We start from the raw sequence: 15196 nt of genomic DNA, 5'->3' as shown, positions 1-15196 counted from the left end.
GGCTCTTTTTTGTTGTGCGCGGTTTTTGCCCTAAACTTGAATGGCCTGCGAGAGGGACTTATGCAGATTGACTTTGACAAAATGGACGGCTTGGCTCCGGCCATCGTTCAGGAAGACTCGACCGGCGAAGTGCTGATGGTCGGCTTCATGAACGCCGAGGCCTGGAGCAAGACCGCCGAAACCGGCTATGTCACCTTTTATTCCCGCACCCGGCAGAAGCTGTGGATGAAAGGCGAGACGTCCGGCAATCGCCTGCGCGTGCTCTCCGCCATGACCGATTGTGACCGCGACACGCTCCTCTTCCGCGTGTTTGTGGAAGGCGATGGCCTGGTCTGCCACACCGGCACAAAATCGTGCTTCACCGAGCCGCTGGCGGTGAAGACGCCGGAGGTGCGGCAATGAAGCTGCGCGTTGGCGTTCCCAAGGGCAGCCTGCAGGATTCCACCATCGCCTTGCTCAAGCGCGCCGGGCTTACCGTTTACACCAGCAGCCGCTCGTACTTCGCCGGCACCGACGATCCTGAGATCGAATGCATGCTGATCCGCGCGCAGGAAATGGCGCGCTACGTGGAGCACGGGGTGCTCGATTGCGGCCTCACCGGCAAGGATTGGGTGGTGGAAAGCGGCCTGGATGTGGTTGCCGCTGCTGATCTGGTGTATGCCAAGCAGAGCCTGGGCAAAGTCCGCTGGGTGCTCGCTGTGCCCGAAGATTCTCCGTTTCAGAAAGCCGAAGACCTGGCAGGAAAGATTGTCGCCACCGAACTGGTCAACGTGACCCGCAATTACTTTGCCGCCCGCAAGGTCCCCGTGCAAGTGGATTTCTCCTGGGGCGCCACGGAAGTCAAGCCGCCGATGATGGCCGACGCCATCGTGGAAATCACCGAAACCGGCAGTTCTCTCCGCGCCAACCGACTGCGCATTATGGAAACCGTCATGGAATCATGGACGCAGCTCATCGCCAACAAGCAGGCGTGGGACAACAAAGAAAAGCGCAACAAGATTGAAAATCTCAGCCTCATGCTCCGCGGCGCCATCTACGCCCAGGGCCGCGTCGGCCTGATGCTCAACGTCCGCAAGGCCGACCTGCCCGCGGTGCTGGCGGTATTGCCGGCGTTGCAGAAACCCACCATCTCCCAACTCAGTGACGAAAATTGGGTCGCCGTGAATACAATCATTGAAGAGACCACAGCCTGGAGGATCATGCCGCAGCTCAAGGCCGCGCGGGCGGAAGGAATCGTGGAGTACCCGTTAAACAAGGTGGTTGTGTAATGCGCTTCCGCGTTCTGCAAGGCCGCGGCGCGGAAGCCTTCGTCCGCAAGCTGGAGCAGCGCGGAGCCAGTGACCTGGCGCGCGTGGAAAAGGCCGTGCGCCGCATCGTCACCGATGTTCGCAAGAATGGCGACCGCGCCTTGCGCCGCTACGCCGAAAAATGGGACGGCCTTCGTCCGCGGCAGCCGCTGCGCGTACCTCAAGTAGAACTTGAACAGGCATGGAATGCGGTTTCCCAGGACTTCAAGCAAGCCTTGAAGGTTGCCGCGGAAAACATTCGCCGCTATTGCGAGTGGCAGAAACCCCATGAATGGCGGCAGACTCCGCTGGAAGGCATCCGGGTCGGGCAAGTGGTGCGGCCGCTGGAGTCAGCCGGATGTTATGTGCCCGGCGGACGCTACCCGCTTCCCTCCACTGTTCTCATGACCGTGATTCCCGCGCAGGTGGCCGGCGTGCAAAGCATCCGCGTGGTATCTCCGCGACCCGCGCCTGAGACTCTGGCCTGCGCGCATTTTCTGGGAATCGACGAGTTCTATCGCATCGGCGGCGCGCAAGCCGTTGCCGCGCTCGCTTACGGGACCAAATCCGTCCCGCGCGTGGACAAAATCGTCGGCCCCGGCAATCTCTTTGTCACCGCTGCCAAGAAGATGGTGGCTTTCGATTGCAGCATTGATTTTCTTGCCGGCCCGACCGAAGTGGTCGTTCTCGCCGATCACGGCGAAGCCCGCTTCATCGCCGCTGATCTGGTGGCTCAGGCGGAACATGATCCTGACGCGCTGGCGGTATTTGTGACGTCGTCTTCCGAGCTTGCTGCTGCCGTCGCGCGCGAAGTTGTTTCCGCCGCAGCCGGCAACGCCATTGCGCGAACATCTTTAAAGGAGAACGGCGCTGTCCTTCTGGCCGCCTCGCACACCCAGGCTGTGGACTTCGCCAACCGCATCGCAGCGGAGCACATCACGGTGAATGAAGAGGACCTGCCCGCCATCCGCAATGCCGGGTCAATTTTCATCGGCGACTATTCCCCGCAGGCTGCCGGCGACTATGCTTCCGGGCCCAACCATGTTCTGCCCACCGGGGCCATGGCCCGCTCGCGCGGCGGGCTCAGCGTCCTGGACTTTGTGAAAATCATCTCTGTACAGCAGCTTTCGCGTGACGGCCTGGAGCGCATTGCTCCCGCCGTGATCACGCTTGCCGGAGCCGAAGGGCTCGCCGCCCATGCCGAATCCATCCGAGTGAGGTGCCCGATTGCTTAAGCCCCGAAAATGTCTCCTGGAAATCCGCGAATATCATTCCCCGCTGGGCTCTGAGGTCAAATTGCGTTTGGACATGAATGAGAGCACCACCGGCTGTTCTCCGCGGGTGCTCGCCAGGCTGCAATCCATGGACGCCAAGAAGCTGGCGCTTTATCCTCCGCGTGAGCCCGGAGAAAAACTTGTCGCCGCGTTTCTTGGCGTGGGCGCGTCCCAGGTCATCCTCACCAATGGCGCCGACGAAGGCATTGATCTGGTGTGCCGCGGCTATCTGGAAACCGGCGATGACGTCATCATCGTTCCGCCCACATTCGCCATGTATGAAGTCCTCGCCCGGGCTGCGGGCGCCAACGTAGTCCGCATACCCGCCGGAGAGGACTTCGCTTTTCCTGTGGAAGAAGTAATCCAGGCAGTCACGCCCAAGACCCGCATCATCTTTATCACCAACCCGAACAATCCCACCGGCGTCACGGTGAACAAATTCGCCATTGTTCGAATCGCTACGTCTGCGCCCGACGCCGCCATCCTGGTGGATGAAGCCTATTTCGAATTTTGCGGCCAGAGCGTGCTCGACCAGGTGGGCAAGATCAAGAATATTTTTGTCCTGCGGACGTTTTCCAAGGCGTTCGGCATGGCGGGAATGCGGCTGGGGGTCCTGGCCGGCGCGCATGAACACATCGGCGTGCTGCGGCGGATGTGCCCGCCCTTCAACGTGAACGCCTGCGCACTGGAGTGCCTGCGGGAAGCCGTCACTGACCGGCAGTTTGTCGCCGACTACGTCAAGCAGGTGCGCGAAACCCGCGAGTGGACGCAGAAACAACTGGAGGAACTCGGCTTCAAGTGCTGGCCCAGCCAGGGCAACTTTGTTCTCTGCCGCTTGGGCGAACACAAAGCCGCCATTCTGGAGACCATGCTGGAATGCGGCGTCTCCCTGCGCGACCGCCCGGACTGCGAAGGCTGCGTCCGCATCTCCATTGGCACGCAGAAGGAAATGGAGCACGTGCTCTACCTGCTCAAGGAAATTACTTCGCGCATCACCGCCGTTGAGCATCCCGAATTGCAGGCCGCTCCCGAGACCGAGTCCACACCCGCCTCCGAATCCACGACCGAGCCGCAGGCTACCCCTGGGCCTGAAGCCGCGCCTGAGGCTGAGCCGTGAGAAAGGCCAAGCTTCACCGCTCCACCACGGAGACGGACATCGAATTGGCGCTCACCATTGAAGGCCAGGGACGCTATGACGTTGCCACCGGCATCCGCTTTCTCGACCACATGCTGGAGCTTTTTGCCCGCCACGGCGCCTTCGACCTGAAGCTGCGCGCCAAGGGCGACCTGGACGTGGACCAGCACCACACCGTGGAAGACGTGGGCATCGCCCTGGGCGAAGCTTTTCATTCGGCATTAGGCAACAAACGGGGGATCATGCGCGCCGGATATTTCCTGATGCCCATGGACGAAACTCTGGGAATCGCCGCCGTGGACTTCAGCGGACGCGCCGCCTGGGTCATCCAGACCGGGGTCCGTTCCACCAAGGTTGGCGACCTGCAATCTGAACTGGTCCACGACTTCTTTGAAGGTTTTGCCCGCGGCGCCCATGCCAACGTTCATCTCAAGACCATGTATGGCCGCTCCAACCACCACAAAGTCGAAGCCCTGTTCAAAGCCTTCGCGCGCGCCGTGCGCGTGGCCTGCTCGCGCGACCGTCAACTGGCCAAAATGCTTCCCAGCACCAAGGGATTGCTATGATCGCCATTGTTGACTACGGCGCGGGCAACATCAGCTCCGTAAAAAAGGCCCTGACGCATCTGGGCGTGGAATCACAAGTCACCGCCGATCCCGCGGTCATCGCTGCGGCGGAAAAGATCATTGTCCCCGGCGTCGGGCATTTCTCCCGTTGCAAGCTGCTGAACCAGAACCTGCGCCGGCCCGTGCTGGACGCCATCGCCCAAGGCAAGCCGTTCCTGGGCATATGCGTTGGCATGCAGTGGCTGTTTGCCGGCAGCACGGAATCGCCGGAGACTCCCGGCGCCAAGCTATTCCCCGGCGAGTGCGAACGCTTCCCTGCTTCGGTGAAGTCGCCGCACGTGGGCTGGAACCAGATTGACGTCCGCAACGGCTCGCGCCTGCTGCGCGGAGTCGCCAGCGGGTCGTTCGTCTATTACACCCATTCCTATCGCGCGCCAGTCACGGAGGGCACCGTCGCCACCAGCGAATACGGTGGCGAGTTTTCTGCTGCTGTGGAACACGACAACGTATTCGGGGTGCAGTTTCATCCGGAAAAATCAGGCGCCGCCGGCTTGAAGGTCCTGGAGAACTTCTGTGCCCTCTGATTCGTCGAGAAACGGCCGGCTCACCAAGCGGATCATCGCCTGCCTGGACGTGGATGCCGGACGCGTGGTGAAAGGCATTCAGTTTCAGCAACTGCGCGATGTCGGAGATCCCGCGGCGCTCGCCCGCATGCACGCCGACGCCGGCGCCGACGAGATCGTGATGCTCGATATCACGGCGACTTCCGGCGGCCGCAAAACTCTCCTTGACACCGTGAGCCGCGCCGCCCGGCAACTCTTTATTCCGTTCACGGTGGGCGGCGGCATACGCACACTGGACGACGCGGCCAAGGTCTTTGACGCCGGCGCTGACAAAGTCAGCGTTAACTCAGCCGCCGTGGCCGATCCCGCCTTGATCACGCAAATCGCCGGACGCTTTGGTTCGCAGGCGGTGATCGTAGCGATTGACGCCAAGCGCGGCGCGGGCCCGCCGGACGCGGCCGAAGTCTTCGTCGCCGGCGGACGCAAACCGACAGGACGCAAGGCCTTGCAGTGGGCGCGGGAAGCCGAAGAGCACGGGGCCGGCGAAATCCTTCTTACCTCCATGGACCGCGACGGCACTGGGCTGGGCTTTGACTGCGAACTCACTGCTGCGGTCGCCCGGACGGTTTCCATTCCGGTGATCGCTTCCGGAGGCGCGGGCAACGCAGAGCATTTCATTGAAGTCTTCACCGCCGGCAAGGCTGACGCTGCGCTGGCTGCTTCCATCTTTCATTTTCCAAATCTTCCCTCGTCAAAGCAGCAGTCCGGCGCGAATCCCATTGCCGAACTCAAGAAAGCGTTGCTGGCCGCAGGCATTCCCATGAGGTGGCCATGCTGATCCCATCCATTGACCTCATGGGCGGCAAGATCGTGCAGTTGGTCCAGGGCGAGAAGAAGGCCCTGGAGTTTGACGACTTCAATTACTGGATTGAGCGCTTCGCAAAATACCCGCTGGTCCAACTGATAGACCTCGACGCGGCCATGAACAATGGCAGCAACCACGACCTGATCGCCATGATCTGCAAGCGGCTCGGCTGTCAGGTTGGCGGCGGCGTTCGCACCGTGGACCGCGCTCGCGAGCTGCTGGTGCTCGGCGCGCGCCGCGTGATCTTCGGGTCTGCGCTGATCAAGGACGGCGCCATCAATACCGCTCTTGCTGAAGAGTGCTCGCAGGCGCTAGGCGCGGAGCACCTGACGTTTGCGATTGATTCCCGCGGAGGCAAAGTGGCGATTCAAGGCTGGAAGGAAAGCACCCGCATTGCTCCGCTGGACGTGATGCGCGCGCTGGAGGATTATTGCAACGCGTTTCTCTACACACACATTGATACGGAAGGCACCATGAGCGGCTTTCCCATGGACGTTGCGCGCAGGCTTCGTGCAAGCACAACCCGCCAACTGATTGTCGCCGGCGGGATTCGCTCCATGGAGGAAATCAATGCGCTGGATAAAATCGGCGCGGACGCCGTGGTCGGAATGGCGATTTACACTGGCGCACTGGGTGCCTAGCCGTCCGCAGAGTTTCGCTCTTCTCAGCGTCTCCGCGCCTCCGCGGTGAGAATCATCTTTTCCCGCGATAGAGACCGGCAATCCCAAATGTGTAGGGCGTCCAACTCACGTCTTGGAAGCCCGCGGACTCCATGCGGCCGAGCATCTGCTGGGGAGCGGGAAATTTCTTGACCGATGCAGGCAGGTATTCGTACGGCCCGCGCACACCGGAGATGAACGTGCCGATGCGCGGCAGGATTTTGCGGAAATAGAAACCATAGAGTTTGCCGAGCAAGCCGCCCGGCTCGCCGAAGTCCAGGATGCCTACTTCCCCGCCGGGCTTGAGCACGCGAAAGATCTCGCGCAAACCAGCGTCGTAGTTGGCGAGATTACGGAACCCGAACGCTGAAACCACCAGGTCCACGCTGGCATCGCTCAACGGAAGCCGGAGCGCGTCGGCTTCCACCGGCTGAATCTGGTTCCTGGCGTATTTGTCCAGGCCGTGCTGCAGCATCTGGTGGGAGAAATCCAGCGCGCAGATGGCGGTAGAACTCTTTTCGCGACTCGCGGCCGAGCGCAAAGCCACGGCCATGTCTCCGGTGCCGGCACAAAGATCCAGCACCCGCGCGTCATCGCGCTTGAGGATATGCGAAAAAGTCCGCGCGGTGCGCCGCCACCATAGACGGTCCACGTTCAGGGAGAGCGTGTGGTTGGCAAAGTCGTAGCGGGGAGCGATTTCGTCAAACATCTGGCGCACGGCCTGCGCCGCGGCGCGCTCGTCTTCAATTCCAGCAGGCTTTGCGCCTGCGGTTCCAACAGGCGTTGTGCCCGTTGCAGACTGCGTTCCGCCCACTCCGGTTTGCGTTTCGCCTGCGGCTCCGCCTGGGCGGACCGTTCCCGTTTCTTCCATGGATGTCTTGGCCTCAGGCATGACTTGTGATTTGCTCCACGGCGTGCCTGACGATTTCGGCAGGAATGTCACTGCTAATCTTCACTTTGCCAATCTTCTGCGGCAGCACAAAGTGCACCGAACCCGCCACGGTCTTCTTGTCCGCGGCCATGCGGTCCAGCACTTCGTCCGTCGCGCAGGTGACCGGCGGCAACGGTCCGTAAGCCAGCACGGCGGACTTGATCTGCTTTGCAGTTTCTTCCGAACAAACACCGGCGTCACTGGCGATAATCGCCGCCGCAATCATGCCCCAGGCCACCGCTTCGCCGTGGAGAAGATGCGAGTACCCGGTCGCGGCCTCCAGCGCGTGGCCAACGGTATGTCCAAAATTCAAGATACGGCGAAGATCGGATTCTTTTTCATCGGCAGCAACCACCTGAGCCTTCACCTGAATAGAATCCGTGATGATCCGCCGCAGCGCCGTGCTATCGCGCTTCAATATCTGCGGCGCTCGGCTGACCATGAAATCAAAGAGCTTCTTATCGCGGATCACGCCGCACTTGAGCGACTCAAACAGCCCCGCGCGAAATTCGCGGTCGCTCAGCGTGCTCAGCACTTCCGGGTCCACCAGCACGGCCCGCGGCTGATGAAACGCGCCAATCAGGTTTTTGCCCGCGCGCAAATTCACGCCGGTTTTGCCGCCGATGCTGGCGTCCACTTGCGCCAGAAGCGTGGTGGGAATTTGCACCACAGGAACGCCGCGCAGGAAGATGGCGGCGAGAAATCCGGCGCTGTCGCCCACCACGCCTCCGCCAAAAGCCACCACCAGCGATTTGCGGTCCGCGCCGGCGCGCACCATCTGTTCGGCCAGTTGCTCCACGGTGGCCAGATGCTTAGACGGCTCGCCGTCATTCATCTCCAGGACCAGATAGTGCAACTTGGCCTGCTGCAAAGATTTCTCCAGCGGACCTCCCCAGCGCCGCCGCACGTTCGGCGACGTGACCACAAACACGCGGCTCTCCCGCGACGGCAGCAAGCGGCGCACCTCGCGTCCGGCATGCCGCAGCAATCCGGAGGCGATCAGCACGTCGTAACTTTGGGATTTCAGCCTGACTTTGATTCTCTTCACGCTGCTTCTGATGATAAATGAAGCAGCCAGGGGAGAAGACAATTCCATCGAACTGGCAGACCGGCCAGGCTTCCCTAACCAGATGCGGGATTATTTCTTTTGATAGCGAACCTCGTAGTCCTTGCCGTCAACCGAACTCGTCCTCAACAGGTAGAGAATTTCAACCCAGCTTCTCCCGTCGTCTTTGCTTTCTTCCTCCACGCGGATGAGCCCGCTTTCCGGCCGGCGGCTGTGGTCGTCCGGCGTAAGCGTGATGGTGTCCTCTTTGAGCGTGTACGCTCCGTTGCCGAAGAACCCTTGCGTGGTCGTCACCACTTCTGAATTGGAGATCCTGCCGTAAGTCTGGCGGGCGGACGCGCCAGCATAGCGGCCGTTGGCGGCAAAGGTGAATTGGTCGGCGACGCTCCCCGTCGCAATGGTCCAAACTCCCGCCAGTTTCTTGCGCAGCGCGGGAGCCTGATCAACCGGGGTCCAGGTCTTGAACCTCAAGCTATAGAAGAACCGGGGCCACGCGTTGTAGGCGAGTTCCCCAAAACAAGTGCTCACCAGGGGATCTTTGGAAACCCCTGAGATAACCGCCAGGCGATTATTGAGCTTCGCGACGAAAACAAAAGCCAGGCGGGACTCAGGCGAGCCCGGAGGAGCAACGCCCTTCCTTACGACCACATAGTCCCACCCCTGCCCTGAAGTGCCACGCACGACGGATGACGGCATGGGAGAGCCGCGGTTGGTTTGGTTTCGCAGCTCATAAGTTTTGTATATGTCGCTAAAGAGGTTGTAAGCATCGCTTAGCAGGTTGGCGCCAGCCGGTCGCATGGGCCAGAGGGTGACCACACACCGCTCGTTGGTCACCGAGGGAGGCGACATGAGCACAATTCCGTCTGAATACTGCGTGGCATTCCATCCTGGCGGTAAGGCGTACACGTACTCGCCCAGGGAGGCTGGGGCCTGAGCGAAAACCAAACTGGAACTTAACAAGGAAAAGCAAATCAAACAGAGCCCGAGATGCAGTTGTCGTGCGGTCATGTCGCCTCCCGGAAGGGATTCAAGGTTGAGGATGCCATGAGCAGTCGTAGGACCTGGCAGGCATCTTCACTCAAGTTGCTTTCTTGCCAGAGCAGAAAACTCCGGCAATTTTCACGAAATTAATAGACGGCAGGACCAAATGCAATTGAAATCTGTGTTGTTCTGCGGTCCCAAGGAACTGTCTTTTAGGCTGGGCAATTTCTCAATCGTTCCCTCCCTTTGTTACCATTGCCGATTCATGAATAAACTTCCACAGCACGTGGATTTCATCGTGGTCGGGTCGGGCGTGGCCGGCCTGCGTGCGGCCATTACGCTGGCGGAAGGGGGCAAAGTACTGGTCCTGGCCAAGCAGGAGTTGACCGAGTCTGCCACCCAGTACGCGCAAGGCGGCATCGCCGTGGCGCTGAGCGACGAAGATGAAATCAGCCTGCACTTTCAGGACACCGTGAGCGCTGGCGACGGAATTGTGAACACCGACGCGGCCCATACCCTGGTGGAAGAAGGTCCGCACCGGATCCAGGAACTGATTGACTGGGGCACGGAGTTTGACCGCAAAGGGACCAAGCTGACGTTTACCCGCGAAGCGGCCCACAGCCGTGACCGCATCCTGCATGCGCACGGCGACTCCACGGGCCGTGAGATCGGCCGCGCCCTGCATGCCAAGGCCTCCACTCTCAAAAACATTTCTTTTTGCGAGTATGAGTTCTCCTCCGGCCTGCACATGGAAGACGGCCGGGTTTGCGGGGTCAGCCTGATTTCCACCAAGGGGCCGCAACACTTGGTGCGCTGCGCCGCAATTCTGCTGGCCACCGGCGGGGCCGGCAACGTCTACAGCAACACCACCAACCCGGCGGTGGCCACGGCCGACGGCGTGGCCATGGCCTACCGGGCCGGAGCGGAAATCAGTGACATGGAGTTCGTGCAGTTCCATCCCACGGCGCTTTACGTCAAGAAGGCGCCGCGCTTCCTGCTGTCTGAAGCCCTGCGCGGTGAAGGCGCGGTGCTGCGCAACGCTGAGCTGCACCGCTTTCTGCCGAAATATCATGAAATGGGCGAACTGGCCCCGCGGGACGTGGTGGCCCGCGCCATCGCTCACGAACTGGAAGTCAGCCCCCTGAAAGAACCTGTGGTCTACCTGGACCTGACCCATTTGAAAGAAGACCACATCAAGGCCCGTTTCCCGCGCATTTACCAGACTTGCCTGCAGTACAACGTGGACATCACCGTGGACCTGATCCCCATCCGTCCGGCAGCCCACTATCTGATGGGCGGCGTGCGCACGGACCTTTACGGACGCAGCAGCCTGCCCGGACTCTACGCCGCGGGAGAAACCGCGTGCACCGGCGTCCACGGCGCGAATCGTCTGGCCAGCAATTCCCTTTTGGAGGGCTTGGTGTTCGGCGCGCGGGCAGCAACCGCGATGCGGAGGGACACCGGCGAAACCAGCACGGCTTCCAACGGAACGACAGCCTCTGCTTCTGCCGGCAACCCGACTGCGGACGCGGAAGCCTTGATCAGCGAAGTCCAGCAGTTGATGTGGAACAAAGTAGGCATTGTGCGAACGCGCAAGGGCATGACGGAAGCTTTGGAGCAGTTGCAAGCTGCGTCCCAGCGAGTGCCGCCTCCGGTCTCACGCCGCCATTGCGAAGCCGGAAACATCCACACTGCGGCGACCCTCATCACCCGCTCGGCGCTGGCCCGCCTGGAAAGCCGCGGGGCCCACTACCGCACGGACTATCCCGCCCACGATGATGTGAAATTCAAAAAGCATTCCATCATCACCGCAAGCGCAGTGCGCTTCGCTTAACGAGACTGGATCAATGAGAGGGAATTTGAAAAAGCCCTAGGGATCGATCTGCACAACGCCATACGCTTTGCCCACAATGTCAATCTGCTGGATGCTGGCGGCGGGCGCGTCTGCAGTGATGTCGAAGATGTCCAGTTCCGCGCCTTGGCAGACGTACAGGACGTTGCGCCCGGAGATGGGCTGGAAGGCCGTGACGTCAAAGTTCTGGCGGAAAGCTGACTCCAGCGGAAGAACCGGATTGCCCGGGCCAGCCGCCGCGCCTGTATTAAAGATACTCAGGCATCCTTGCACCAGGTTTTGCGCGTTGATTGGCCCCGGGGTGCATCCGGATGCTCCGATGTAAAGGTGATTGTTGCTGGCCAGAGACATGATGGTGTGGCGCCCGTCGGTAATGGCGATGTCGGGTCCGGCGGTCAACGACGCTGTGTCAATCACCTGCAAAGTTCCCGTGGGGCTGCCGACGGGGGTCCCTGCAATAAACAGCTTCCCGGTGTTCAGGAGTCCCACGGTGGCGCCTTTGATGGTCCCGGTAACCGCGGCGTTCGGAGTGGCGCCGGTCAGGTCCACGCGCACCACGCTGGGCGCCTTGGTTCCGCCGCACTCGGCGCCACAGTTCAAAACAAAAACCTGCGTCTCACTGCTGCCAAAGACGCCTGTAATCGGCTGGTCGCCAGCGGTCATTGCGAATGGCGTCCCGTTGGCGGGAGGATTGGCGGTATCAATCGCAAAGAAAGAATTGGCGTTGGTGGGAAGATTTTGGGGGTCATCGCTGAAGGCCAGCAGCTTGCTGCCGCTGGGACTCATTGCCAGCCGGCTCACACTGGGCACGATCACGCTGTGCGTGACGGCTCCGGTGGCGGTGTCCACGGCCTGCACAAACCCCGGATTTCGCACTGCGACCCACGCCGTCTTTCCGTCCGGCGTAATGGCAATATCAAAGGGAAGGTCGGCCAGGAGAGGAGTAAAAGTTACAGCTTCCGTGGCGTTGTCAATGATCGAGATCTCAGCCGCATTGCTGTTTAGGACAATGGTCTTGCCGCCCGCGGTCACCATCTTGGTGGGGGCGGATGCCCCGAAAGTCTTGGTGGCCGGCTTGTCTTTTTGGGCGTCAAGCATGTTCACCGTGTTGGTTGACGTGTTGGAAATCAGCACGCGCTTGGTGATTCCGGTGGGCGGAGGCGTGTTGTTAGTGGACGAGTTTGAACCACAACCTGCCAGCGTGCACGCCAGCAGAATGATGAGTGCTTCCCGGACATACTTCTTTCCGTCCATTCTTGATTGATGACCCTTATCCCTTTTGGAATGAATCCGAAATTATAGCAGAGCAAATTTCGCGGCGACGCTCTGCGCACCCGCGAACCCCCGCCGGCGCTAGAAGTCCTCGCTCCCAGGCCTATGGGACCGGCACACCTCGCCGTGGAACTAGAACGCGTCTATTGCCGTCTTTTTGCGGCAAATTTTTGCCCGGCATGGCCAGAACGGCTGGGCTGGGGTATTCTGAAGTCACTGCACCATGCCACAAGACCTTGTAAGCCGTTTGAAGCAAGGCCCCGTACTTTGTGACGGAGCCATGGGCATGCTGCTCTACGCAAAAGGCGTCTTCATTAATAAGTGTTACGACGAGCTGAACCTCACGCAGCCCGACCTGATTCGCGGAGTGCATCAGGAATACCTCAACGCCGGCGCTGAAGTGATTGAGACCAATACCTTTGGCGGCAACTCGTTTCGCCTGGCCCACCATGGACTGGCCGACAAAGTACGCGAAATCAACCTGCGCGGCGCACAGTTGGCCCGCGAAGCTGCTGACGCCTTCAATCTGAAGAAGGCGGTCGCCGTGTTGGTGGCCGGATCGGTAGGCCCGCTGGGCGTGAGGATCGAACCGCTGGGCAAAACGTCCCGCGAAGAAGCCCGCGAATCTTTTCGTCAGCAGATAAGAGCGTTGATTGAAGGTGGCGTGGACGTAATCATGCTGGAGACCTTCGGCTATCTGGAAGAGCTGCATCAGGCCCTGCTGGCCGCGCGCGACGTCTCGCCACAAACGCAGGTTGTCGCCCAGGTCACCATTGACGAAGACGGCAACTGTCTGGACGGCGCCAGCCCGGAAACCTTTGTCGCCAAGCTGGATGAGTGGGGCGCGGACGTGATCGGCTGCAATTGCAGCGTAGGCCCGGTGGCCATGCTGGAGGCGGTGGAACGCATACGCCGCCAGACGGACAAACCCCTGTCAGCCCAGCCCAACGCCGGCATCCCGCGCAGCATTGAAGGACGCAACATCTATCTCTGTTCGCCGGAATACATGGCCAGCTACGCCCGCAAGTTCGTCAACGCCGGCGTGGGTCTGGTGGGCGGCTGCTGCGGGACCACGCCGGAGCATATCAAGGCCATGAAGTCCGCCCTGCGCATGAGTGACGCCAAAGGCAAAAGCGGCGGAGCGTTCGCCGTGGTCACCGAGCGCAAGCGCGAATCCAGCATTGAACCTCCGCCCCTGGGCCAGCGTTCCAGCCTCGGTCGCAAACTGGCCGGTGGAGAGTTCGTCACCCTGGTCGAGATCGTACCGCCCAAAGGCGTTGACTTCCGCAAGGAAGTGGAAGGCGCCAAGTACCTGAAAGCCGCAGGCATTGACGCCATCAATATCCCGGACAGCCCGCGGGCCTCAGCCCGTATGAGCAACCTGGCCTTATGCACGCTGGTCCAGCAGCAGGCGGAGATAGAAACCGTTCTTCATTTCACTTGCCGCGACCGCAACGTGCTCAGCATGCAATCAGAGCTGCTGGGTTGCGACACCATGGGCATCCACAACCTGATCTGCATTACCGGTGATCCGCCCAAGCTGGGCAATTACCCTGACGCCACTGCGGTGTTCGATGTGGACGCCATTGGGCTGGTCAACATTGTGCACAACCTGAATTTCGGGCTGGACATTGGCGGCAACCCCATCGGCAGCGGGACGAAATTCGTGATCGGCGTGGGCGCCAATCCCGGCATCGGCAACATTGACGAGGAGGTCCGCCGCTTCGAATACAAAGTGGAAGCCGGCGCCGACTTCGCCGTAACCCAGCCGGTATTCGACATCACCCTGCTGGAGCAATTCCTGCGACGCATCGAGCACTGCCGCATCCCCGTTCTGGCCGGCATATGGCCGCTGACCAGCGTCCGCAACGCTGAGTTTATGAAGAACGAACTGCGGGTCTCCGTGCCGGACGCCATCATTGATCGCATGGCCCGCGCGCCCAACGCGGACGCCGCCCGTGCGGAGGGCATCCAGATCGCCCGTGAGATGCTGCGACAAGTCCGCGGCCTGGTCCAGGGAGCGCAGGTGGCCGCGCCGCTGGGACGGTACACATCGGCGACGGAAGTGCTGAAGGATGAAGGAGCGGCGGTGAGGGTGGGGTAGATCGGGACATCGGGACATCGGGGTCATCGGGGTCATCGGGTTTCATCGGGGACTCTCTTTTTAGAGTCCTCCACGCGGCCCTGGAAGGCTCTTCCAGCAAAACCACAAGATGTTGGATTGATCTAAGGTGAGCCATCCCAAGATGTTGGATTGCGGGCTGTTTGGCCCGAACAGGAGCCGAATTCGCTTGACTTTCGCTTGTGGTTGTGGTAATGTAAGCTGTTTGTTTGCTTATGTTTATATGGAATTTAGACTTGGACATCGCAGGCGGGGGCGCCTGCGCTCGAAAAAGAGTTTCTATTGGGATGAATCGCGTAAGTCATTTAGATATTGGGATGAAGGGGGAGCGACTGTCTGGTTTGTCAAGGGCCAAGGGAAAGCGGATGGTGGAAAAGACGGCGGCAAGGCCGCCTTGGAAAACGCTGGCGCGTTTCCCACTTTCCCCACCATCCCAACTACGGCTGGCGATATTTAACTCAGAGCGAGAACGCAGGGAGCCACCTCGGGAACTGATTGCGTACTTCACGGGCTTTGGCGTTGAGGCGGACCAGAAGCTTATGGGCCAGAGCGATGCGGATGACCTTTTTGGGTTTTCCCGCAGCGCGCAAACGCTGCCGGAAAGCGGCGAAGTCGGGGTGGTAG

The 15196-nt window shown here is 60.7% G+C and carries 15 protein-coding genes; 11 read left to right on the top strand and 4 right to left on the bottom strand.

The genetic code is table 11. From position 1 onward, the window contains the following. Positions 1 to 60 precede the first annotated feature (60 nt). Genes hisI through LAO20_16870 form a run of 8 tightly spaced genes read left to right on the top strand, consistent with a single transcriptional unit; the run spans position 61 to position 6330 of the window. Complete coding sequence (gene hisI / locus LAO20_16905; GenBank protein ID MBZ5533112.1) at positions 61 to 402, top strand: phosphoribosyl-AMP cyclohydrolase; 342 nt, start codon at positions 61 to 63, stop codon at positions 400 to 402. Then, a complete protein-coding gene (gene hisG / locus LAO20_16900) occupies positions 399 to 1268 on the top strand; it encodes an ATP phosphoribosyltransferase (GenBank protein ID MBZ5533111.1) in 870 nt (289 codons plus the stop codon). Before hisI ends, hisG begins: the two co-directional genes overlap by 4 nt. Then, positions 1268 to 2521, top strand: a complete 1254-nt coding sequence (hisD, locus tag LAO20_16895) for a histidinol dehydrogenase (GenBank protein MBZ5533110.1) — start codon at positions 1268 to 1270, stop codon at positions 2519 to 2521. The genes hisG and hisD overlap by 1 nt, the downstream gene beginning before the upstream one ends. Next, positions 2514 to 3677 carry a histidinol-phosphate transaminase gene (gene hisC, locus LAO20_16890; GenBank protein ID MBZ5533109.1) on the top strand — a complete coding sequence of 388 codons (1164 nt, stop codon included), beginning with the start codon at positions 2514 to 2516 and terminating at the stop codon, positions 3675 to 3677. Before hisD ends, hisC begins: the two co-directional genes overlap by 8 nt. Then, the gene (hisB, locus tag LAO20_16885) at positions 3674 to 4261 is read left to right on the top strand and encodes an imidazoleglycerol-phosphate dehydratase HisB (protein MBZ5533108.1); all 588 of its coding nucleotides are present in this window, start codon (positions 3674 to 3676) and stop codon (positions 4259 to 4261) included. The genes hisC and hisB overlap by 4 nt, the downstream gene beginning before the upstream one ends. Further along, positions 4258 to 4845, top strand: a complete 588-nt coding sequence (gene hisH, locus LAO20_16880) for an imidazole glycerol phosphate synthase subunit HisH (GenBank protein MBZ5533107.1) — start codon at positions 4258 to 4260, stop codon at positions 4843 to 4845. Before hisB ends, hisH begins: the two co-directional genes overlap by 4 nt. Next, positions 4835 to 5662 carry an imidazole glycerol phosphate synthase subunit HisF gene (gene hisF, locus LAO20_16875; GenBank protein MBZ5533106.1) on the top strand — a complete coding sequence of 276 codons (828 nt, stop codon included), beginning with the start codon at positions 4835 to 4837 and terminating at the stop codon, positions 5660 to 5662. The genes hisH and hisF overlap by 11 nt, the downstream gene beginning before the upstream one ends. After that, on the top strand, positions 5656 to 6330 hold the full coding sequence (locus LAO20_16870) for a 1-(5-phosphoribosyl)-5-[(5-phosphoribosylamino)methylideneamino] imidazole-4-carboxamide isomerase (GenBank protein MBZ5533105.1): 675 nt from the start codon (positions 5656 to 5658) through the stop codon (positions 6328 to 6330). Before hisF ends, LAO20_16870 begins: the two co-directional genes overlap by 7 nt. A gap of 52 nt (positions 6331 to 6382) precedes the next feature. Here LAO20_16870 and LAO20_16865 read toward each other — a convergent pair whose 3' ends face one another. The 3 genes from LAO20_16865 to LAO20_16855 form a co-directional block, all read right to left on the bottom strand. Then, complete coding sequence (locus LAO20_16865) at positions 6383 to 7219, bottom strand: ubiquinone/menaquinone biosynthesis methyltransferase (protein ID MBZ5533104.1); 837 nt, start codon at positions 7217 to 7219, stop codon at positions 6383 to 6385. Between the two features lie 13 nt (positions 7220 to 7232). Beyond that, complete coding sequence (gene aroB / locus LAO20_16860) at positions 7233 to 8327, bottom strand: 3-dehydroquinate synthase (protein MBZ5533103.1); 1095 nt, start codon at positions 8325 to 8327, stop codon at positions 7233 to 7235. A gap of 90 nt (positions 8328 to 8417) precedes the next feature. Then, positions 8418 to 9353, bottom strand: coding sequence for a hypothetical protein (locus LAO20_16855; GenBank protein MBZ5533102.1), 936 nt, complete (start codon positions 9351 to 9353; stop codon positions 8418 to 8420). 238 nt (positions 9354 to 9591) lie between these two features. Here LAO20_16855 and nadB point away from each other — a divergent pair, with 238 nt between their 5' ends. After that, a complete protein-coding gene (gene nadB, locus LAO20_16850) occupies positions 9592 to 11160 on the top strand; it encodes an L-aspartate oxidase (GenBank protein ID MBZ5533101.1) in 1569 nt (522 codons plus the stop codon). Between the two features lie 36 nt (positions 11161 to 11196). Here the strand turns inward: nadB and LAO20_16845 are convergent, their stop codons facing one another. Continuing rightward, on the bottom strand, positions 11197 to 12432 hold the full coding sequence (locus LAO20_16845; GenBank protein MBZ5533100.1) for a hypothetical protein: 1236 nt from the start codon (positions 12430 to 12432) through the stop codon (positions 11197 to 11199). Positions 12433 to 12673: 241 nt separating this feature from the next. On the opposite strand from LAO20_16845, the gene LAO20_16840 reads away from it, so the two are divergent. Beyond that, positions 12674 to 14554 (top strand): bifunctional homocysteine S-methyltransferase/methylenetetrahydrofolate reductase, encoded by a 1881-nt coding sequence (locus tag LAO20_16840; protein ID MBZ5533099.1) that lies wholly within the window; start codon positions 12674 to 12676, stop codon positions 14552 to 14554. 127 nt (positions 14555 to 14681) lie between these two features. Continuing rightward, complete coding sequence (locus tag LAO20_16835; protein MBZ5533098.1) at positions 14682 to 15029, top strand: hypothetical protein; 348 nt, start codon at positions 14682 to 14684, stop codon at positions 15027 to 15029. The last annotated feature ends 167 nt before the right edge of the window (positions 15030 to 15196 follow it).

The sequence above is a fragment of the Terriglobia bacterium genome (assembly GCA_020072815.1).
Taxonomy (GTDB): Bacteria; Acidobacteriota; Terriglobia; order Terriglobales; family Acidobacteriaceae; genus Angelobacter.
Note: the sequence above shows the minus strand (reverse complement) of the source record. Positions and strands in the feature narration are given on the sequence as shown.

Bases quoted from the DNA above. Each gene is read 5' to 3' on its own strand.
- hisD (MBZ5533110.1), top strand. From the start codon at position 1,268: ATGCGCTTCCGCGTTCTGCAAGGCCGCGGCGCGGAAGCCTTCGTCCGC.
- LAO20_16845 (MBZ5533100.1), bottom strand. From the start codon at position 12,432: ATGGACGGAAAGAAGTATGTCCGGGAAGCACTCATCATTCTGCTGGCG.
- nadB (MBZ5533101.1), top strand. From the start codon at position 9,592: ATGAATAAACTTCCACAGCACGTGGATTTCATCGTGGTCGGGTCGGGC.
- LAO20_16840 (MBZ5533099.1), top strand. From the start codon at position 12,674: ATGCCACAAGACCTTGTAAGCCGTTTGAAGCAAGGCCCCGTACTTTGT.
- hisG (MBZ5533111.1), top strand. From the start codon at position 399: ATGAAGCTGCGCGTTGGCGTTCCCAAGGGCAGCCTGCAGGATTCCACC.
- LAO20_16855 (MBZ5533102.1), bottom strand. From the start codon at position 9,353: ATGACCGCACGACAACTGCATCTCGGGCTCTGTTTGATTTGCTTTTCC.
- LAO20_16865 (MBZ5533104.1), bottom strand. From the start codon at position 7,219: ATGGAAGAAACGGGAACGGTCCGCCCAGGCGGAGCCGCAGGCGAAACG.
- LAO20_16870 (MBZ5533105.1), top strand. From the start codon at position 5,656: ATGCTGATCCCATCCATTGACCTCATGGGCGGCAAGATCGTGCAGTTG.
- hisH (MBZ5533107.1), top strand. From the start codon at position 4,258: ATGATCGCCATTGTTGACTACGGCGCGGGCAACATCAGCTCCGTAAAA.
- hisI (MBZ5533112.1), top strand. From the start codon at position 61: ATGCAGATTGACTTTGACAAAATGGACGGCTTGGCTCCGGCCATCGTT.